Source organism: Curtobacterium sp. MCBA15_012, assembly GCF_001864935.2.
Lineage (GTDB): Bacteria > Actinomycetota > Actinomycetes > Actinomycetales > Microbacteriaceae > Curtobacterium.
In genome coordinates this window covers 336,242-355,468 of record NZ_CP126267.1, presented here as the reverse complement: position 1 = coordinate 355,468, position 19,227 = coordinate 336,242, and the positions used below count along the sequence as shown (strand labels likewise).

Sequence of the window (19,227 nt, the reverse complement as noted above, 5' to 3'; positions counted from 1 at the left end):
ACACGGCCTCCGCGGAGCCCCGATGCGCCAACCTCAGTCGAGCAGCGCGCGCAGCCGTCGGATCGCACGGGCGTTGAACGGGGCGTCACCGTGGTACCCGCGCACCCCCGGCGGCCGACGACCGCTGAGCAGGTACCCGACGACCTGCGGCCCCGACAGCCCGAGCGACCGGAGGTGTTCCACGGCCTCGCGCGCACGGCGCACCGACCGCTCGTCGGGCAGTCCGCCACGGGTGGCGTCGAGGAGGCGGACGAACCCCTCCTCGACGGCGTCGTCCACGTCGAGTCCCTGGACCTCGCCGCTGTCCAGGTCGAGCGCGCCGACGAACTGCGCCCACCCGCCGAGCGGCTCAGCCGGGTCCTCGGCGACGACGACGACGCAGTCCGCCCCGAGCCGGAGGCCGGCGAGCAGCTCGTAGCTCGGTCGGACCACCGCGACCGCGGTCCGGTCCGGGATCGCGGTGCGGGTCCGGAGGGTGCGGTGGGGCCAGGACGACAACAGGTCCGGCACGAGTGCCTTCTCGTTCGCGACGACCAGACCGCCGAGGTCGCGGTCCTGCCGGAGCTCGATCGCGGTCCGCGCCGCGCGGTCGACGCTGGACGGCCCCCACGGGACGAACAGCACTGCAGGGGGCGCGACGGTCACCGGCACCTCGTGGACCTCACTCGTCATCGGTCACTCCTGCCCGCGGACCGCGCATCGTCCGCGCGGCCCAGCCACGCAGCGCGCGTCCGGTCGCCGACTCGTTCCAGGAGGCGGTGCTGGCGCCGGACGCAGCGCGGTGCGACCCGCCGTGGCCGTCCGGCTCCCCGCAGCGCCAGCGGTCGAAGACGCTCGTGCAGAAGGCGACGACCGCCGCGTCGATGCCGGGTGCGGCGCCACCGGTCGGGGGCGCTGCCTGCGGGGTGGACCCGTCGGGTACGTCGTTCGTGTCGTGGTCCATCTCACCGTGAAGACGTGCGCACGAGGCGGAACGTCACAGATCCACGGGTGACACGCCGTTCGGGCGGCGCTCGACCGCGCGGTGCATGCTCGGAGGTCCGACCGGTCCGCGTCGGGACGGCCGAGCGACGGGTGGGGATGAGCGACGACGACCCGCTCGCGAGAGCCGCTGACGCGACGCTCGTGGTCCGCGCCGCGGACGGCGACGTCCTCGCCTTCGAGGTGCTCGCTCGACGGCACGGGCCGCTGATGCGGGTCTACGCCGAGCAGGTCCTCGCGTCGAACGTCGAGTCCGACGACGTCGTGCAGGAGTCCTTCCTCACCGCGTGGCGGAAGCTCTCCGAGCTCGAGGAGCCGGCACGCTTCCGCGCCTGGGTGCTGCAGATCACCACCCGGAAGGCCCTCGACCGGCTCCGCCGTCAGCGGCACCACGACGACGTCGACGAGGTCGCACACCCCGCCGATGCCGTCCGGACGCCGGAGCGTATCGTCGAGACACGGCAGCAGACCGACGCCCTGTGGGCAGCCCTCGACCGTCTGCCCACCGACCAGCGCCGGTGCTGGCTCCTGCGCGAGACCGCGGGCATGTCCTACCAGGAGATCGCCGAGGAACTCGAGCTGTCCCCCTCGACCGTGCGGGGGCTCCTGGCCCGTGCGCGACGGTTCCTCGCAGTGGAGATGGAGGGGTGGCGATGAGCGACGACGTGACCGTGCACGACGGCGACGACCTCGACGGCCACACGATCGAGGAGCTCGCGGAGTACCTCGACCGCGGTCGCACCCCCGTCGACCCGTCGATCGAGCGATCGGCCGGGTGCCGCCTCGCCCTGTCCAACCTGCAGCGACTCCGCGAGCTGTCGACGGACGCGCTGCTCCGTCGCGCCGACGACGACGCCGACCGCGAGACCGGGTGGATCGACCGGCTGCTCGACGCCATCCGCTCCGAGGTGCGCTCCGGCCGGGACGTCCCCGTCCCGCACCCCGACCCCCGACTCCGGCTCGCCGTGACCGAGGCGGCCGTCCGCGGCATCGTCCGGCGTGCCGGCGACGGGATGCGGACGGTCCTGATGGGCCGGTGCTCGCTCGACGGCGACATCGGCACGCCCGACGCCCCCGTCCGCGTCGACATCACCGCGGGCCTGCTCTACGGCGCCTCGGCCGACGAGACCGCCGACGAACTCCGCGCGGTCGTGCAGCGCGCCCTCGAACGCCACACCGCACTGCGGATCGAGTCGATCGACGTCCGCTTCGACGACGTCTTCCGGCCGTGAGGAGCACCCTGTGAACGACGACGAGCTCTCCCGGACCCTCACCACGGCCGTGCGCGGGGTCCCCGGCGTGGTCGCCGTGCACCCGCCGCGACCGATCGCACACGCGGCCGCCGAGATCGCGGCGGCGGCCTTCGCGCTCCACGAGCCGGACGCGGTCGTCGACGTCCAGCGACACGGCTCCGCGCTGCGGATCGTGACCGGCATCGCCGTCGCCGACGAGCGGCCCGCCACGGACACCGTCCGCGAGGTCGGCGAGCGCCTGCGCGACGTCGTCGACGGGCTCGGCGGCACGCGCGCCGACGTGATCGACGTCCGGGTGCGGCTCGTCGAGGGCGTCTAGACCGCCTTCCGGACACCAGCTCGACATCGTCGGCCCAGCGGGGCGCTCCGCCGTGGGGAGACCGACTGGTCTCCGCTCGTGACGTGTTCGGGAACGTGAACCTGGTCGTCACCGTCGTCGTGCTCGTCGCCGTGGTGGCGCTCGTCTCGTGGGGCGTGCAGTCGCTCGTCGCGCGTCGGCGTCGCTCGCTCGACACCCGCCGGGAGGATTGAGGTCCTCGGCGGTCGGGGCATCCGTGCGCTGCACCACGCCGCGGCCCGGCGCGCGGCCGTGGACAGCGAGCACGGCACGCTCGACGCGCCGGTGCAGCTCGCCCAGCCGGTCTAGACCGCCCGCTCCCCCAACGTCGCCGCGACGTCCGCCGCCAGCTCGTCCCGCGTGGGCGGGTCCGCGCCCGGCCGCGACACCGTGACCGCCGCGCACGCCAGCGCGAGGGCCGCGAGCCGCCCGAGCTCGTCCTCGTCGAGGTCGACCGGGGCCGTCCCCGTCGCGAGGACGCCGGCGAGCAGCCCGGACATGAACGAGTCGCCCGCACCGATGGTGTCCGCGACGTCGACCGTGGGCGCCGGCAGCGTGCGTCGCGCACGAGCGGTGGCGATCGCGCAGCCCGAGCCGCCGAGGGTCACGGCGGCGAGGCCGGCCCCGTGCTCGAGCAGGCCGTCGAGCACCGCGTCGACGTCCCGGTCCGGCCAGAGCCAGGCCGCGTCCTCGTCGCTGCACTTCACGACATCGGCCTCGGCGAGCAGTGGCGCGAGGGTCGCGAGCACGCCGTCGCGGTCCGGCGTGATGGTCGGTCGCACGTTCGGGTCGACCGACACCAGGGCACCGGTCGGGCGGGAGCGGACGGCGTCGAGCACCACCTGCGCGCCCGGCTGCAGCACCGCGCCGATCGAACCGACGTGCACGAGCGGGGTGCCCGCGGGGACGTCGACGGCGTCGAGCCGCCAGTCGAGGTCGAACTCGTACGAGGCACCGCCGTCCTCGCCGATGGTCGCGACCGCCGTCGAGGTCCGGTCGATCGCGGTCGCGTCCACCTGCACGTCGCTCGCACCGACGTGGTCGCGGACCGACGCGCCGCGGGCGTCGTCGCCGAGGGCACAGACGAGCCGTGCGGGCCGGCCGAGCCGCGCGAGGCCGACGGCGACGTTCATCGGGCTGCCGCCCGGGTGCTCGACCCGCCCCTCGGGGCGGTCGACGACGTCGACCAGGGCTTCTCCGATGACGATGACGGTGTCCATGCCGCCCACCCTGGCAGAGTGCGCGCGGGTTCCGCAGCGTCCCACGGGGCGGACGGGAGGCACGGTGCGGGCCCGCCCCGCGCCTCCCGTCCGCGCCCGCGCGCGTCGCGTCGTCCGGGGCACGCGCTCACCAGGCTGCTGGCCGGTGCCCAGGAGTTGACTGCTGGGACCCGACCCGACCGTCGAGATGGAGTCCCGATGCTGTCCCTGATCTACTCGAGCGTCGCGACGCGTCCGCTCGGTGACGACGACCTGGCCCACCTGCTCGAGCAGAGCCGACGGGCGAACGCCGAGAACGACATCACCGGCGTGCTGCTGTTCCGGAACGGGTACTTCCTGCAGCTGCTCGAGGGGCCGGACCGGGCGGTGCGCGCGAAGATGGAGACCATCAAGCACGACGACCGGCACACCAAGGTGACCGTCCTGCTCGAGGACGTCGTCGAGGAGCGGCAGTTCCCCGAGTGGACGATGGGCTACCCGGCCGAGGACACCGACGTCGAGCAGGCGCCCGGCTACCGGACCACGTTCGACGACCTCGACGGCGGTGCCCAGGTGGCGTCCCTGCCGGCGCTCCGTGAGCTCATCCGGTGGTTCCGGCCCCGCGGGGACTGACGGGGCAGGGTCAGTCCGTGGTCAGGGCGCGGTGCAGGTACGCCAGGCGCGCGCCTGACCGGACGGCCGGGAGGCGCCCGCCGTTCTCGAGGGTCGCCAGCCCGTGGACCGCGGCCCAGGCGACCTCGGCTGCCGTCCCGTCGGATCCGGGGAACGCTGCCTCGATCGCGGCGAACGCGCGCTGCAACGGCCCGGCCCCGGCACCGGTGCCGAACTCCAGGCCCGACGGCATCGAGAACATCGCTTCGTAGACACGCGGCTGGTCGGCCGCGAACGCCAGGTACGCCTGCATCCGCGGGAGCGGCTCGGCGGGGACCGCCTCGAGCGCTGCTGCGATCGCCTCGAAGCCCCGGAGTGCGACCGCGTCGATCACCGCCTGTCGCCCCCCGGGGAACGCCGAGTAGACCACCGGCTGCGTCGCCCCCAGCGCACTCGCGAGCCGTCGCATCGTCACGGCCTCCCACCCTTCGCCCTCGGCGACCGCGCGCGCGGCCTGGACGATCTGGTCGCGTCTGAGGTCGAGGTCGGGAGCGGGTCGAGGTGCCATGCGAGCACCGTAGCAAGAGGCGTTAGGTAACAGCACTAGACAGGCGTTCCTCCGAGCAGTACGCTCGAAGAAGAACGTTGTTATCTAACCTCGAAAGGCATCACCCGTGGTCACAGTCGCGCTCATCGTCGCCGTCCTGGGATGTGCGTTCATCCTCTTCATCGGCGGCCGCTTCCTGATCGCGCCCGAGGTCGCGACGGCCGGGTTCGGCATCGCCGAGGACCGTCGCCGCGCGTTCACCTCGATCAAGGGAGTCCGCGACATCACGTCCGGCATCGTCCCCCTGGTCGTGCTCCTCGTCGCCGGCCCGCACGTGTTCGGCTGGGCCCTCGTCGCCGCGGCCGTCACGCCCGTCGGGGACGCGATCATCGTCGTCACGAACGGCGGGACGCTCCGTCAGGCGCTCAGCGTGCACGCCGCGACCGCCGTCGTCCTGATCGTCGCCGGCCTCGTCCTCGCGCTCGCCTGAGCACGCAACCCGGCCGCGCGCCCGGCTCCCTCGCTGCACCCCGTCGACTCCTTCCGCACCACCGACTCCGAGAGGTCACCCTGATGAGCACCACACACGACACCGACGACACCACCACCGAGGACGTCGTCCGCGCGTTCTACGAACCGTTCCGCACCGGCGACACCAGCGCATACGACGAGGTCCTCGCCGAGGACTGGACCGACCTGCCGCTCGCACCGGGCCAGGAACAGGGGCCGGCGGGCATGAAGGGGCAGATCGCGCAGTTCCGGCAGGCGATGCCCGACTACGCGGTCGAGCACCAGGACTTCGTCGTCCAGGGCGACAGGGTCGCCGTCCGGAACACCGTGTCCGGCACCCACCAGGGCGTCTTCATGGGACACCAGCCCACCGGCAAGCGCATCGAGATGCGCACCATGGACGTCCACCAGGTGCGCGACGGGAAGATCGTCACGACCTGGCACCTGGAGGACTTCGCCGGCCTGATCGCGCAGCTGAACGCTCCCGCGGACGCCCCCACCCCGGCAGCCTGGGGCTGACGGCACGCGACACACGACGGGTGCGGACGCGACACGGGTCCGCACCCGTCGATCGCGCACGGCCGACGGCCGCCGTGCGGCGCGACGCCGGGCCGCACCACGTCCGGCACGTCCCGCGGACGGGAGGCGCGGGTCGGGCCGGCACCGCGCCTCCCGTCCGGCACGGGGTCCGGACACCGGTCGCGGCGCGGCCGGTCAGGACCGACCCGGCTCCGCGACGTCCCCGGCCGACCCGGCCGACCCGACGGACCCGGCCGCCCCGTCCTGTCCGACCGCCCCGTCCTGTCCGACCGCCCCGTCCTGCCCGACCGCCCCGTCCTGACCGTCGGGCCGGAGGACCGCCGCGAGCTGCGCGCGCCCCCCGATCCCGAGCTTCCGGTACGCCGCGTACAGGTGCGCCCCGACGGTCCGCGGCGACAGGAACATCTGCTGCGCGATCGCCCGGTTCGTCAACCCGGTCGCCGCGAGCGTGCAGATCCGCAGCTCCTGCGGGGTGAGCACCGGGACGCCGGACGGCGGCGCCTCGGGCAGGCGTTCCCCGGTCGCCCGGAGGACCTCGCGCGTGCGTCGTGCCCACGCGTCCACGGCGGTGTGCTCCAGGACCGACAGCGCCGCGTGCAGCACCGGACGGGCGTCCGCACCGCGACCGGACCGGCGGAGGTGGTCGCCGGCGAGCAGCAGCGCCCGGCCCTGCACGTACGGCATCGGCAGGGGCTCGGCGAGGAGTCGCCGGACGGCCGCGTCGGGGTCCCGCTCGAGGGCCAGCGCGGACTCGGTGTAGCGCAGGGCCGTCACGAGGATCGGTCCGTGCCACCGCTCGTGCAGGGCGGCCAGCCGATCGCGGTGCCGTTCGACCAGGTCACGGGCGTCGGTGGCGAGCGCGGCGTCGACGAAGTCCTGCGTGGTGAGCACCGCGAAGGTCGGGTTGTGGCCGTCGGCGTCCGGGTCGAGCAGGTGCCGCAGTGCCTCGCGGGCGTCGCGCGGACGCCGGTCGAGCAGCGCGCTCACGGCCGTCGCACCGGCAAGGTTGGCGCGCATCACGCTCGACTGCAGGACGTGCGCGCCCTCCTCCGAGCCGCCGGCGATCGCGTCGCGGTCCGGTGGGACGCCGTCGATCGCGGCGAACCAGGCGACGCAGGAGCGGGCTGCGGTCGTGTAGCCCGCGTCGCCGAGGTCGCGGCCGAGCACGACGGCCTCCTCGGCCAGCTCCCGCGCGCGCACGGTCCGGCCGGCCTGGTAGTTGCTCATCGAGGCGCCGAGGAGCGCCTGCGGGAGCACCCGGATGTCGCCGCGCGCCCGGAGTCCGGCGACGGCGTGGTCGAGGCGTTCCCGGGCACCCTCGATCTCGCCCGCGACGTTCAGTGCGTAGCCGAGCCACCAGGCCTGCTCGGGGTCGTCGGTGACGCTCGGGTCGAGCGCGAGGACGCGGGCGACCACCTCGTCGCCGCGGGCGATCGGCTCGGTGACCGCGGCGAGCACGACGGCGCGGGGGTCGTCCTCGGGGAGCGGGAGCGCGCGGACCGCGGTGAGCATGGGGGCGTCCGGGAACGCCTGGCGGTTGTGGTCCCAGGCGATCGCCGCGAGGTGCAGCAGCGCACCCGTGGCGAGGTCCACCGCGCCGTGCCGCTGCAGGTCGCCGACCGCGGCGAGCGCCGGACCGAGGTCGCCCCGGGCCAGCGCCGTGCGTCCGGTCGGCAGCGTCTCGCGGATCCACGCGGCGCGGGCGAGCAGCACGGGGTCGGTCGTCTCGGTGACGGCGCGCTGCAGGAGCAGTGCCGCGTCGGTCACGCGTCCGGCCAGCCCGGCGCAGTCCGCCGCATCGAGCAGCCGTGCGACCCGGCCGCCGCCGGCCGGGGTGAGCTCGGCCGCGCGCTCGGTCGCCCGCGCGGCGGTCACGAGGTCGCGTGTCGTCAGGGCGTCGGCTGCGTGCGCGGCGAGCTCGTCGGCGAGCGCCGGGTCCGGGCCGGTCGCGAGTTCGGCGCGCCACCACAGCGTCCGGTCCGGGTCGTCGGCGTGCTCGGTCACGAGGGCACGGAGCACGGCGGCACGTTCGGACGGACGGCTGATGTTCGTCACGGCGGTCTGCACGAGCGGGTGCCGGAAGCGCAGGCCCCCGCGGTCCGACCAGACGAGGAGCGACGCGGCCACCGCCCGGTCGATCCACGAGGGGTCGGGGTACCGGCCGAGCGCGGCGTGCACGGCGCGTCCGGCGTCCTCGGCGGTGGCGGTGCCGCCGAGCGCGACCGCGAGCACGGCCAACCGGGCGGGCTGGTCGAGCTCGCCGAACCGCTCGGCGAAGGCGGACTCGAGGCGCCGGGTCACGGCGCCGTCCTCGCCCGCGGTGCCGTCCCGCCCGCTCAGCTCGACGAGGGCCAGCGGGTTGCCCTGGGCGAGGTCGAGCAGGGCCCGTCGTGCGGCGCCCACCGGCGGTCGGTCGAGCACGTCGAGCAGCGCCTCGGCGTCGTGGCCGTCGAGCGGTCCGAGGTGCACGCGGTCGAGGTCGGTCTGGTCGCCGTCGGGCGGCAGGCGGGTGGTCACGAGGACGACGACCGGGTCCTGACCGATGCGCCGGGCGAGCATGCGGAGCGCCCACTGCGACTCGGGGTCGACCCAGTGCAGGTCCTCGACGACGAGCAGCACGGGCCGTTCGGCGGAGGCGTCGGTGACGAGCGTGAGGGCCGCGAGCCCGGCCATCAGCGGTGTCGGTGCCGCGGCGTCGGACCGGCCGAAGGCGGCGTCGAGGGCGTCCCGCTGCGGTCCCGGCAGGGCGTCGACCGCGTCGCGCAGCGGGTGGAGCAGGAGCTGCAGGGCGGCGTACTGCGCGCCCGACTCGGACAACGAGCCCGCGGTGCGCAGCACCCGGACGCCGCGGTCCTGCGCGTACGCGGCGACCGCGTCGACGAGGGTGGACTTGCCCACGCCGGCGTCACCGTCGACGACGACGGCCGAACCCCGGGTGGCGATCTCGTCGACCAGGCCACGGAGACGCCGGAGCTCCCCGTCCCGGCCGACGACGGCGGCACGCTCCTTCACACGCCCAGTGTGGCACCGACGCGCGGATCGGACACCTCGGCACGACGACCCGGGCGGGCCGTCGCGTCGACGGCGGCGAGTGCTGCGGCCGCGGGGCTCCCCGGCGTCCCGTAGAAGGTGGTGAGGAACGCGGCACCCCCGTGCACCTCGAGGGTCTGCGAGCGGAACGTCACCGCGGTGGCCGTGCTCCCGGTGACCGCGCCCCCTTCGGCCGCCCCGTCGGTGCGGGCCGTCCCGACGTCCACGGTGACCGTGCCCGCCCGCCGGGGACGGGCCTCCTGGCTGTCCCACACCCGGCGGACGACCGCGGACCGCGCGGACAGCCCGCGGACGAGCGCCGCCAGGCGCGGCGAGGCCGGGTCGCCGTGGAACCGGAGGGCGGCCGTCGCGTCGGCGACCGCGATCTCGCGCTCCCGCAGCAGGCGGGGGTCGGTCGTGTGCGCGACCTGGTCGACGAGCGCCTCGAGCAGGTTGTCGCCGACATCGCTGCCGGACGGGACGAACCACCGCCCGAGCGCGTTCACGACCACGAGGTCCTGGTGCGGGTCGACCACGACCGCCGGGACACCCGACCAGGCGGACACCATCGCGACCAGGCCCTCGAGGTCGGCGGACGGTGCGCTCGACCTCGGACCGTGCTGCCCGGCGAGCCGGAACAGGTGGTCGCGACCGTCGGGGTCGAGGTGGAAGGTGCGGGCCAGGGCGGACAGCACCTGCACGGAGGGGCGGCGGTCCTTGCCCTGCTCGAGGCGCAGGTAGTAGTCGGCGCTGATCCCGGCGAGCTCGGCGACCTCCTGGCGGCGGAGCCCGAGGACCCTGCGCCCCCGGGTCACGGGCAGGCCGGCCTGGTCGGGTCGGAGGCGGTCGCGGTGCGCCCGCAGGTACGCCCCGAGCTGCACGGTCTCGTCCGCCCCGAGCTGCACGGTCTCGTCGTCCACGGTGCGGCCTCCCTCCCGGTCTCGACGGTAGGGCAGCGGCGACGAGCGACCCAAGCCGTCGACGACCTAGATCCGGGGCGCGGGGTACCTAGATCCGCGCCGCCTCCCCCGTGTCCGCGCGGCTGCGGCGAGGGTGACCGCAGCGGGGCCACGACGGGCGCCCCGGTCGCTCCCTAGCGTTCGGGACGTCCGCGGGTCGACGCACCGGCGGGAGCAGCCGGGTCTCCACCCGACACCAGCACCAGCACCACGACAGAGAGGAACGTCGATGTCGACACCCACCATCGTGCTCGTCCACGGAGCGTTCGCGGACTCCGCGAGCTACGCCCCGGTCACCCGCGCCCTGCTCGACCAGGGCCACACCGTCCGCGTGCCCGCGGTGCCGAACCGCAGCCTGCTCGGCGACGCCGCGTACGTCCGCTCGGTCGTCGAGAAGATCGACGGCCCCGTCCTGCTCGTCGGCCACTCGTACGGCGGCGCGGTCATCACCGTCGCCGGCGCCGCCGAGAACGTCGTGGGGCTCGTGTACCTCGCCGGCTACGCGCTCGACGAGGGCGAGAGCCTCGGCGCGCTGCAGGGCGGCTTCCCGGACTCCGACCTCGCGGCGAACCTCGTCTACACGCCCTTCCCTGTGCCCGGCGCCGAGGACGGCACGGACGTCTCCGTCGACGTCGCCGCGTTCCCCGAGGTCTTCGCCGCCGGGGTCGACCGCCGGACCACCGAGGTCCTCGCCGTCTCGCAGCGCCCCCTCGCGGCCCTGGCCTTCGGCGAGGAGGCCCCCGTCGCCGCCTGGCGGACGAAGCCCGCGTGGGGCATCGTCTCGGCCGCCGACCACACCATCAACCCGGCCGTCGAGCGGTTCGGCTACGAGCGCGGCGGCTTCCGCTCGGTCGTCGAGCTCGACGCCCCGCACCTCGTCATGCTGTCGCACCCCGACGAGGTCGTCGCTTTCATCGTCGACGCCGCCACCGCGGTCGCCTGACCGCCCCGAGCCCAGCACGGTCGCCCCGCGACCCGGCCCCGCCGCGCTCGCCCGACCGTCCCCGCCCCACCCACCTGGAGAGGAAGCACCATGACCACCGCGAACCCCCGAGGCATCGCCCTCGAACCCGCCGCGCAGGCCTTCGTCGAGGCGACCGCCGAGCCGCCGTTCCTGTACCAGCTCGCCCCCGAGGACGGTCGCGCGGCCGTCGACGGCGTGCAGGACTCCCCCGTCTGGAAGCCCGAGGTCGACGAGACCTGGACCACCGTCGAGGGCGGGCCCACCGGCTCGGTCCGCGTGCGGATCGTCAAGCCGGAGGGGTCGACGGGCGTCCTGCCGGTCGTGCTCTACACGCACGGTGCCGGCTGGGTGTTCGGCGACGCCCACACCCACGACCGCCTGGTCCGCGACCTCGCGGTGGGCACCGGCGCGGCCGTCGTGTTCCCCGAGTACGACCGTGCGCCCGAGCACCGCTACCCGGTGCAGAACGAGCAGTCCTACGCCGTCGCGCAGTGGGTCGTCCAGCACGGCGCCGAGCAGGGCCTCGACGGCAGCACCATGGCGGTCGCGGGGGACTCGGTCGGCGGCAACATGGCCATCGCCCTGAACCTCATGGCGGCCGAGCGCGGCGACGTGTCCTTCACCGGCGCGGTGCTGTTCTACCCGGTCACCGACGCGTCGTTCGACACCCCGTCGTACGAGCAGTTCGCCGAGGGCTACTTCCTCGCCCGCGAGGGCATGAAGTGGTTCTGGGACCAGTACACGACGAGCGAGTCCGAGCGCGCCGAGGTCACCGCGTCCCCGCTCCGCGCCACCGAGGAGCAGCTCGCGACCTTCCCGCCGACGCTCGTCGTCACCGGCGAGGCCGACGTCCTCCGCGACGAGGGCGAGGCGTTCGCGGCCAAGCTGCGCCGCGCGGGCGTCGAGGTGACCGCCGTCCGCTACGGCGGGATCATCCACGACTTCGTGATGGTGAACAGCATGCACGACACCCCGCAGGCCAAGGCCGCGGTCACCCAAGCCGTCGCCCACCTCTCCGCAGCCCTGGCGAGCCGAGCATGACGCCCGCCGCGCCGACCACGCCGACCACGCCGGCCGTCGTCCTCGTGCACGGCGCCTTCGCCGACTCGTCGAGCTGGAACGCCGTCGCCGCGCAGCTCGCGGCGGCCGACGTCGACGTCGTCGCGTTCGCGAACCCGCTGCGCAGCGTCCGCGCCGACGCCGGCGCCCTCGTCGACCTCGTCCGCTCCCTGGACCGTCCGGTCGTCCTCGTCGGCCACTCCTACGGCGGCATGGTCGCGACGCAGGCCGCGGCCGACCTCGACGGCGTCACCGCCCTGGTGTTCGTCGGCGCGTTCGTCCCCGCCCCCGGCGAGAGCGCGGGCGACCTGGCCGGACGCTTCCCGGGCAGCACGCTCGGCGACACCCTCGTGCCGACGCCGCTCACCGACGGCGGCACCGAGTTCCGCATCGACCCGGCGCGGTTCCACCAGCAGTTCGCCCACGACGTCGAGCCAGCACAGGCGGCCGCGATGGCCGTCGCGCAGCGCCCCGTCACCGAGGGCGCCCTCGGCGAACCCCTCGGTGCCGCGAGCGCCGCGTGGTCGACCTTGCCGTCGTGGTCGGTGTTCGGCGACGACGACCGGAACATCCCGGTCGCGTCGCACCGCTGGATGGCCGAGCGCGCCGGGTTCGTCGGCGTCACCGAGCTCGCGGGCGCATCGCACGCGATCGCGGTGTCACAGCCGGACGCCGTCGCCGCCGCGGTGCTCGCCGCGGTCCGCCACGGCGCCTGACCGGGAGACCGATGGACGAGCCGCAGGACGCCGAGCACCCGGACACCGGGTACACCGGCGAGGACCCCGGGACCCGGCACACCACCGGGAAACCCGGCGAGCACCCCGAGACCCGGCACGCCACCGGGCACCCGGAGGCCCGGCACTCCGCCGCGCACCTGCCGGACCGCACGAGCGCGTTCTTCTCGGCGCTCCTCAACGAGCAGTTCGTCCTCGAGTCGGCGAGGAACGCGACCGTGTCGGAGTCGGGCACGAGGGCGTCGATCTACCTGACGACGCTCTCGAGCAGCCTCGTCGCGTTCGGGTTCCTCGCCGACACGCCCTTCGCCGTGGTGTTCCTCGCCGCGGTGCTGCCGATCGTGTTCCTGCTCGGGGTGTTCACGTACGTCCGCCTCGTCGAGACCTCGCTCGAGGACGTCGCCGCCCTCGCCGCCCTGCAGCAGATCCGTCGGTACCACCGGCGGCTCCTGCCCGGCGCCGAGCGGTACTTCCCGATGCCGGTGCGCGGGCATGCCCCGAACGAGATGCTCGACATCGGCGGGACGGCGTCGTGGCGGCGGGTGTTCTCGACCCTGTCGTCGGCGATCGGCGCGGTGAACTCGATGGTCGCCGGCGCCGGGGGCGTGGCGCTCGTGGTCCGGTTCGCACCGGTCCCGGTGTCGGTGGGCGTCGGGGTCGCGGCCGTGCTCGTGCTGTTCGTCCTGCACGGGCTGTACCAGGAGCGCCGGTACGCGGCGCTGCCGCGGATCGTGCGGGCGGCGCGGGCGGCGGCGGAGCCGCCGGTCACGGACTGAGCAGGCGCGGTCCGGGCGGGTCGGCCACCGCCGGGTGCGCACGCACCGGACGGGAGGCGCGGGTCGGCCCGGCACCGCGCCTCCCGTCCTGTGGACCTGCCGGACCGGAGGTGCGGGTCGGCCCGGTACCGCGCCTCCCGTCCCGTGGACCTGCCGGACCGGAGGTGCGGGTCGGCCCGGTACCGCGCCTCCCGTCCGGCTGCCGGCTGCCGCGGTCACCAGGGCACGCGACTCCCGTCCCACGACCAGAGCGCACCCGTCGGACCGTCGTCCGGCAGGAACGCGAGCCGGAGCGCGCCCGCGGCGGCCTCGGCCGGCGCACCACCCACGTCCATGTCCGCGACGAGGTTCGTCCGACGCAGGCCGGGCGCGAGCGCGTTCACCTTGACGCCGTCGCCGACCGCCTGGGCGGTGAGCACGGTGATGGCGTTGACGGCGGTCTTCGAGCTCCGGTAGGCCAGGCCGCCGCCCCGCGTGCGCTCCCAGTCGAACTGCGGGTTCGGGCCACCGGTCCACGCCAGGGACCCGGTACCGCTCGACACGTTCACGATGCGCGGGTGCGCGGACTCGCGCAGTGCAGGGAGGAACGCCTGGGTCACGGCGACGAGGCCGAAGACGTTCGTCTCGTAGGCCGTCCGCAGTTGGTCGAGCGACGTCCCCGTGACGTCCTCACCACCGGGGTTGACCCCGGCGTTGTTCACCAGGACGTCCACCGCTCCGACGTGTGCCGCGGCGGCCGCCACCGACGCGGGGTCCGTCACGTCGAGCTGGACCACGCGCGCTCCGGCGCCGAGCTCGGCAGCGGCGCGTCGCCCCCGTTCCGCGTCGCGCGCGCCCATCCACACGGTCACCCCGTGCTCGAGCAGCTGGCGCGCGATCTCGAGTCCGATGCCGCTGTTCGCACCGGTGACGACGGCGATCGTCCCGGGTCCGGGCAGCTGGAGTGCCTCCGGCAGGTGGTCTGGTCCGTGCATGGGTGTTCCCCTTCTCCAACTCCAACGGTGTGGTTGGAGAATACGCCTCCTCGTGCCGATCGCCAACCGCCGCGTCGGTACCCTGGTCCGGTGGCATGGGACGTCGAGGGGACACAGCGTCGGCTGCGCGAGGCCGCACGCACGGAGTTCGCCGCGCACGGGTTCGAGGGGACGACCGTCGCCGCCGTCGCCGCTCGGGCCGGGGTGAACAAGGAGCGGCTCTACAGCTACTTCGGCGACAAGCGAGCGCTCTGGGACCTCGTGCTCACCGGCGAACTCGAGCGACTCGCCGCCGCGGTGGGTCTGTCCGGCGCCGGACTGGACGACATCGGCGAGTTCGCGGGCGCGACGTTCGACTACCACGCGGAGCACCCGGAACTCGGCCGGCTGCTGCAGTGGGAGGGCCTGCAGAGCGGCCCGCCCGCCGGTGCCGAGGTCCGCACGCAGCACTACCAGGAGAAGGTCGCGCGCTTCGCCGATGCCCAGCGTCGCGGCGTGCTCGACCCGTCCGTCGACCCGGGACACCTCGTGTTCGCGCTGATCGCGCTGGCCGCCTGGTGGCAGACCGTTCCGCAGCTCGCGGCGATGATCACCGGTGCCGGGGCGGACGACCAGGAGGAACGCGCCGCCCGCCGACGCTTCGTGGTCGACGCCGCGCGGCGGATCGCGTCACCGGACCACGGCTGATCGCGGAGCGGGGCCGGGTCGCCGGGGGACCTGCGCCACCGGGCGGCGCGGGGCGACGCTCGGCCCGTCAGGCGTCGAGGACGGGCCGCTCGTCGTGGATCGCCTGCCCTGCTCCCCGGGGCGTCGGAGGCGTCGGTACGGTCGGTGCATGGAGTTGACGTTCCGCGCGACGGACCTCACACAGGAGACGGACCGGGAGTGGTTGACCACGTTCCTGACGTCGAACCGGTTCCCGTTCCACGTCAGGACCACGCCGACCCGCGAGTGGGTCGAACGGCGGATCGCCGACGGTGCCTACGCCGGCCCGGACCACGCGCTCCTCAGGGTCGTGATCGACGGGGTCAGCGAGGGCCTGGTGGTGCTCGACGACCTCGACGACGACGCACCGCTGATCGACGTCCGCCTCGCGGAACGCGCCCGGGGGCGGGGTCACGGCGCGCCGCTCCTGCGCGCGCTGGCGACGTACGTCTTCGCGTCGTTCCCGGAGGTCGACCGGATCGAAGCGCAGACCCGGGACGACAACGTCGCGATGCGTCGCGTCCTCGTGCGGAACGGGTGGGTGAAGGAAGCGCACTACCGGCGGACCTGGCCCGTGGACGAGGGCGAGGCTCGGGACTCGGTCGCGTACGCCCTCCTGCGCGACGATCACCGGACCGGGCGGGTGACGCCCTTCCGCAACGAGGAGACCCCCGAGCGCTGAGCGCTGCGTCGAGCGCCCGGACCAGGAGGTCCGCTGCCGTGAGCGCCGATCGGTGAGCGCCCTCGCTTCCACCGATCGACTCGACGATGTCGATGTCGACGTCGACGTCGACGTCGACGTCGACGTCGACACCGTCGTGCTCGGACGAGACCCACTGCCCACGAACAGCAGAAGGACCCGCCGAGCGTCGCTCGGCGGGTCCTTCCCTGTCGCGCTCGGGGTCAGTTCCGCCCGAGCCGGGTCCGCCGGACCAGGAGGAGCACCACGCCGGCGAGGAGCAGCGCGACCGCGAGTGCGGTGCCGGTCCAGAGCGCGATGGTCGAGCCCGTGAAGGCCAGACCGTGGACATCAGCCGCAGCGTGCGCAGCCGCCGAGGACGACGGTGTCGCGCCGGGCGCGGCGGTCGTCGGGGCAGGCGTGCCCGGGACGGTCACGACGACCGCGTCCTGCACGGTCACGACGAGCTCGTCCGAGGTCGACGCGGCGTACGCGGAATCACCGGAGTACACGGCGACGATGCGGTGGCGTCCGGACGCGAGCGACGCGACCTCGCAGCTGGAGTCCGGGAGCGTGACGGTGCAGAGCACCCGGCCGGCCTCACGGAACTCGACCGTGCCGGTCGGAGCGGGGCCGCTGCTCCGCGGGACGATCCCGCCGACCCGGAGGGTCACCGGGGCACCGGCGGCCACAGGCTGCGCGGCGTCCGGGGACGTCGCGGTGACGGCGGTCGGGAGCTTCGACACGAGGAGCGTGCCCGTGCCCTGGGCGGTCGCGTGGTCGGCGTCGCCGAGGTACGTCGCGGTGATCGCGGTGGTGCCAGCGTCCGGTGCGGTCAGCGTGCACGACGCCACACCGGCGGTGAGCGTCGCGTCGCAGAGCGCTGCCCCGGTCGTCGTCGCGGTGAACCGGACGGTGCCGGTCGGCACGGTGGCCCCGGTGGTCTCGGACGAGGCGACCGTCGCACGGAGCGTCGCGTCGTCGCCGACGGAGACGGATGTGTCGTCGACCGCGACCGTCGCGGCCTGCGGGGCGACCGTGACGCTGCCGGTGACCGTGACCGCCTCGGCGTCGATGGACGAGACGATCGTCGAGACCGTGGCGGTGCGGGCGGTGCCCGTCACCGTGAACGGGATCGTCAGCGTCGGCAGGTCGGTGCCCGCCGTGCGGGCGGCCGCGGCCTGCTCGCACGAGGCGACCTGGCCGGAGACGGAGCAGGTCCAGCCGTCACCGGACGCGCCGTCGGCCGACGGCGTGACGCCGGCCGGGAAGGTGGTCGTGGTGCGGACGGCGCGCGTCTCGGAACCGCCGTCGGCGGAGACCGTCGGGGTGACCGTCACGGTGCCGGAACCGGCGTGGGCGACGCTGGTCGCGCCTCCCGTCCGCGCCGTGAGGACGGGGACCGCGCCGGCGGCGGTCGTCGCCACCAGGTCGGTGACCTCGTGCACGTCGGTCGCACCACCGGTGCCGGCCGTGAAGCCGTAGGTGAGCTTGTAGGGGTAGCCGGTGGCCGGGTCGACCCACGACGGGTCGACACCGGCGACGTTGCCGTTCGGGTCCAGCTTCGGCAGGGCGCCCGTGACGACCTGCTGCCCGGCGCCACGGCTCGTGAAGATGACGGCGTACTGCCCGGCCGGCACCGACACGCTCGGGTTCTTCCGCGCCGACAGCGCCGACGTCGTCGGGTTGACGACGACCTCGACCGGCACGGCGACCACGCTGCGATCGGTGGAGACGGAGCCGCGGAGCGAGCCGGCAGCGGGCGTGACGGAGGCCACGCAGTAGCCGGAGTACCCGTTGCCCGCGCCGCGGACGGTCACGGAGTTGCTCGCGCCGCCGCGGCTCTGGTCACCGACGCAGCCGGTGTAGTTGCCCGCGAAGCCGCCGTAGGTGTCGAACCCGACACCGAGGTAGGCGTGCTGCAGCCCCTCGGCCCCACCTGCCGGGTACGCGGCGTAACCGAGCGAACCGCCGGTGTACCCGGTCCGCGTGGGGACGGCGGGGTTGTACGGGTCGGTCGCCGCCAGGTAGAAGACCATGCCGTCCGCGCCGCTGCCGTTGTACTGGTAGGTCGTGAACGACGCGTCGAGGCCCTTGTCCGTGGGGACCGCCTGCTTCGCGCCGACCGCGCCGATCTGCGCCTGTGCCGTCGAGGTGAGCCGGAGCGCGCCGGCGCCGGCCGCCTGGACCGCGCCGCAGCCGGGGATGGGCGACGAGGCCCGCGGCGCGGCGGTCAGACACGCGCTGTTGCCGTTCGCCGCTGCCGGCGTCGACGGGAGGACCCAGCCGGTCCCGGCATCGGTACCTCGGAAGGTCTGGTCGGTGAAGGTCGTCTGGGCCGGGGCGGCGGCACCGGCCACGGTGACGTCGGCGCCGACGATCGCGAGTCCGGCGAGACCCGCCACGGCGAAGCCGGCGAGGATGGTGCGGACGCGCACGACGGCGCGCCTCTGAGGGCGTTGACGCAAGGGAGGCCTGTTCGGGTCAGGAGGGGTGACGACGAGGAGCACCAGCCCGGCTCGTCGACTCGGGTCCTCACACCGTAGAGCGGTTCCGGGCGGCGCCGAGCACCGGAGCTGTGCAGCACCCCCGTCCTGGGGTGGTGTGCGCCGAACTCCTACCGCCGCGCGCAGTCCGCCCGTAGACCTCCGCCCCTCGCAACGACGGCCGATCCGCCATCGGGCCGCGTGGACTCTCGTCGACGTTGCCCAGTGGGCATTCTTGCCCAATGGGCAAGAAGCAGCTACGGTGGGGACATGGCAGGAACCTCTTCCCTCCGCGACCAGAAGAAGGCGGCGCTCCGCGATCAACTGAGCGTGACGACCGTGTTGCTGGCGCGCAAGCGTGGCCTCGACAACGTCCGTGTCGAGGACATCGTCCAGGAGGTCGGCGTCTCCCGGCGGACGTTCGGCAACTACTTCTCCAGCAAGGAAGACGCGATCGCCGACCGCCACGTGCAACGGGTCCGGGCCGCGGCGACGGACCTCGCACAGCGCCCTCACGACGAGCCGCTGTGGGACGCGGTCACCGCGGCACTGCTGGCTCCCTACCGGACGCACGGGGCGCCGGACTCCTCTCCGGAGGACCGCAGCAGCCTCGTGGCCGTGCTCGCGACACCCGACATGCAGTCCGCGGTCGATCGTGGCGCGAGAACAGCGAACACCGTCCTCGCGCACGCGATCGCCACGCGACTGGGGATCGACCGCGACGACCCGCTACCGGGGGCGGTGGCGGCGGCCGCGCTCTCCACCCTGCTGTCCACCCTGCAGTCCTGGGCGGCGAGCAGCCAGACGGGCTCGCTCGAGCCGATGCTCGTCGAAGCCTTCGAACGACTCGGAAGCGGCTTCGACCGCCTCCATGTGTGACCC

22 protein-coding genes are annotated in these 19,227 nt (G+C 74.5%); 14 read left to right on the top strand and 8 right to left on the bottom strand.

Annotated features, from left to right (window positions below; all coding sequences use genetic code 11):
• Positions 1 to 33: 33 nt before the first annotated feature.
• Complete coding sequence (locus tag QOL15_RS01700) at positions 34 to 672, bottom strand: hypothetical protein (protein ID WP_071246565.1); 639 nt, start codon at positions 670 to 672, stop codon at positions 34 to 36.
• Entirely contained in the window at positions 662 to 943 is a 282-nt protein-coding gene (locus QOL15_RS01695) for a hypothetical protein (protein WP_065960978.1), read from the bottom strand. Before QOL15_RS01695 ends, QOL15_RS01700 begins: the two co-directional genes overlap by 11 nt.
• 137 nt (positions 944 to 1,080) lie before the next feature.
• On the opposite strand from QOL15_RS01695, the gene QOL15_RS01690 reads away from it, so the two are divergent.
• From QOL15_RS01690 to QOL15_RS01675, 4 genes are all read left to right on the top strand, one after another.
• Positions 1,081 to 1,638: an RNA polymerase sigma factor gene (locus QOL15_RS01690; protein WP_065960975.1), complete on the top strand. Its 558-nt coding sequence runs from the start codon at positions 1,081 to 1,083 to the stop codon at positions 1,636 to 1,638.
• Complete coding sequence (locus tag QOL15_RS01685) at positions 1,635 to 2,213, top strand: Asp23/Gls24 family envelope stress response protein (protein ID WP_065961076.1); 579 nt, start codon at positions 1,635 to 1,637, stop codon at positions 2,211 to 2,213. Before QOL15_RS01690 ends, QOL15_RS01685 begins: the two co-directional genes overlap by 4 nt.
• A 10-nt stretch (positions 2,214 to 2,223) precedes the next feature.
• Complete coding sequence (locus QOL15_RS01680) at positions 2,224 to 2,553, top strand: hypothetical protein (protein WP_071246567.1); 330 nt, start codon at positions 2,224 to 2,226, stop codon at positions 2,551 to 2,553.
• Between the two features lie 83 nt (positions 2,554 to 2,636).
• Positions 2,637 to 2,765, top strand: coding sequence for a hypothetical protein (locus QOL15_RS01675; RefSeq protein WP_290439172.1), 129 nt, complete (start codon positions 2,637 to 2,639; stop codon positions 2,763 to 2,765).
• A 111-nt stretch (positions 2,766 to 2,876) separates the two neighbouring features.
• Here QOL15_RS01675 and QOL15_RS01670 read toward each other — a convergent pair whose 3' ends face one another.
• Positions 2,877 to 3,791: a carbohydrate kinase gene (locus QOL15_RS01670; protein ID WP_071246634.1), complete on the bottom strand. Its 915-nt coding sequence runs from the start codon at positions 3,789 to 3,791 to the stop codon at positions 2,877 to 2,879.
• A 198-nt stretch (positions 3,792 to 3,989) separates the two neighbouring features.
• Between QOL15_RS01670 and QOL15_RS01665 the strand changes: the two genes are divergently transcribed.
• On the top strand, positions 3,990 to 4,403 hold the full coding sequence (locus QOL15_RS01665; protein WP_071246569.1) for a BLUF domain-containing protein: 414 nt from the start codon (positions 3,990 to 3,992) through the stop codon (positions 4,401 to 4,403).
• A gap of 10 nt (positions 4,404 to 4,413) precedes the next feature.
• Here QOL15_RS01665 and QOL15_RS01660 read toward each other — a convergent pair whose 3' ends face one another.
• The gene (locus QOL15_RS01660) at positions 4,414 to 4,950 is read right to left on the bottom strand and encodes a TetR/AcrR family transcriptional regulator (RefSeq protein ID WP_071246572.1); all 537 of its coding nucleotides are present in this window, start codon (positions 4,948 to 4,950) and stop codon (positions 4,414 to 4,416) included.
• A 106-nt stretch (positions 4,951 to 5,056) separates the two neighbouring features.
• Here QOL15_RS01660 and QOL15_RS01655 point away from each other — a divergent pair, with 106 nt between their 5' ends.
• On the top strand, positions 5,057 to 5,419 hold the full coding sequence (locus QOL15_RS01655) for a DUF4267 domain-containing protein (protein WP_071246574.1): 363 nt from the start codon (positions 5,057 to 5,059) through the stop codon (positions 5,417 to 5,419).
• An 83-nt stretch (positions 5,420 to 5,502) separates the two neighbouring features.
• A complete protein-coding gene (locus QOL15_RS01650; protein ID WP_065960963.1) occupies positions 5,503 to 5,958 on the top strand; it encodes an ester cyclase in 456 nt (151 codons plus the stop codon).
• Between the two features lie 195 nt (positions 5,959 to 6,153).
• On the opposite strand, the gene QOL15_RS01645 is transcribed toward QOL15_RS01650, so the two are convergent.
• Positions 6,154 to 8,991 (bottom strand): LuxR family transcriptional regulator, encoded by a 2,838-nt coding sequence (locus tag QOL15_RS01645; protein WP_071246576.1) that lies wholly within the window; start codon positions 8,989 to 8,991, stop codon positions 6,154 to 6,156.
• Entirely contained in the window at positions 8,988 to 9,929 is a 942-nt protein-coding gene (locus tag QOL15_RS01640) for a helix-turn-helix domain-containing protein (RefSeq protein WP_175473821.1), read from the bottom strand. Before QOL15_RS01640 ends, QOL15_RS01645 begins: the two co-directional genes overlap by 4 nt.
• 268 nt (positions 9,930 to 10,197) lie before the next feature.
• Here QOL15_RS01640 and QOL15_RS01635 point away from each other — a divergent pair, with 268 nt between their 5' ends.
• From QOL15_RS01635 to QOL15_RS01620, 4 genes are all read left to right on the top strand, one after another.
• A complete protein-coding gene (locus QOL15_RS01635; protein ID WP_071246578.1) occupies positions 10,198 to 10,911 on the top strand; it encodes an alpha/beta fold hydrolase in 714 nt (237 codons plus the stop codon).
• 90 nt (positions 10,912 to 11,001) lie between these two features.
• Complete coding sequence (locus QOL15_RS01630; protein ID WP_071246580.1) at positions 11,002 to 11,973, top strand: alpha/beta hydrolase; 972 nt, start codon at positions 11,002 to 11,004, stop codon at positions 11,971 to 11,973.
• Complete coding sequence (locus QOL15_RS01625; protein WP_071246582.1) at positions 11,970 to 12,707, top strand: alpha/beta fold hydrolase; 738 nt, start codon at positions 11,970 to 11,972, stop codon at positions 12,705 to 12,707. Before QOL15_RS01630 ends, QOL15_RS01625 begins: the two co-directional genes overlap by 4 nt.
• Before the next feature lie 11 nt (positions 12,708 to 12,718).
• A complete protein-coding gene (locus QOL15_RS01620) occupies positions 12,719 to 13,501 on the top strand; it encodes a hypothetical protein (protein WP_071246584.1) in 783 nt (260 codons plus the stop codon).
• 215 nt (positions 13,502 to 13,716) lie between these two features.
• On the opposite strand, the gene QOL15_RS01615 is transcribed toward QOL15_RS01620, so the two are convergent.
• A complete protein-coding gene (locus QOL15_RS01615) occupies positions 13,717 to 14,475 on the bottom strand; it encodes an SDR family NAD(P)-dependent oxidoreductase (RefSeq protein WP_071246585.1) in 759 nt (252 codons plus the stop codon).
• Positions 14,476 to 14,565: 90 nt separating this feature from the next.
• On the opposite strand from QOL15_RS01615, the gene QOL15_RS01610 reads away from it, so the two are divergent.
• Both QOL15_RS01610 and QOL15_RS01605 read left to right on the top strand, forming a co-directional pair.
• The gene (locus QOL15_RS01610; protein ID WP_071246587.1) at positions 14,566 to 15,162 is read left to right on the top strand and encodes a TetR family transcriptional regulator; all 597 of its coding nucleotides are present in this window, start codon (positions 14,566 to 14,568) and stop codon (positions 15,160 to 15,162) included.
• A 148-nt stretch (positions 15,163 to 15,310) separates the two neighbouring features.
• The gene (locus QOL15_RS01605) at positions 15,311 to 15,862 is read left to right on the top strand and encodes a GNAT family N-acetyltransferase (protein WP_065961171.1); all 552 of its coding nucleotides are present in this window, start codon (positions 15,311 to 15,313) and stop codon (positions 15,860 to 15,862) included.
• 221 nt (positions 15,863 to 16,083) lie between these two features.
• Here the strand turns inward: QOL15_RS01605 and QOL15_RS01600 are convergent, their stop codons facing one another.
• Positions 16,084 to 18,297 (bottom strand): Ig-like domain repeat protein, encoded by a 2,214-nt coding sequence (locus tag QOL15_RS01600; protein ID WP_071246589.1) that lies wholly within the window; start codon positions 18,295 to 18,297, stop codon positions 16,084 to 16,086.
• A 318-nt stretch (positions 18,298 to 18,615) separates the two neighbouring features.
• Between QOL15_RS01600 and QOL15_RS01595 the strand changes: the two genes are divergently transcribed.
• On the top strand, positions 18,616 to 19,224 hold the full coding sequence (locus QOL15_RS01595) for a TetR/AcrR family transcriptional regulator (RefSeq protein ID WP_065961168.1): 609 nt from the start codon (positions 18,616 to 18,618) through the stop codon (positions 19,222 to 19,224).
• The last annotated feature ends 3 nt before the right edge of the window (positions 19,225 to 19,227 follow it).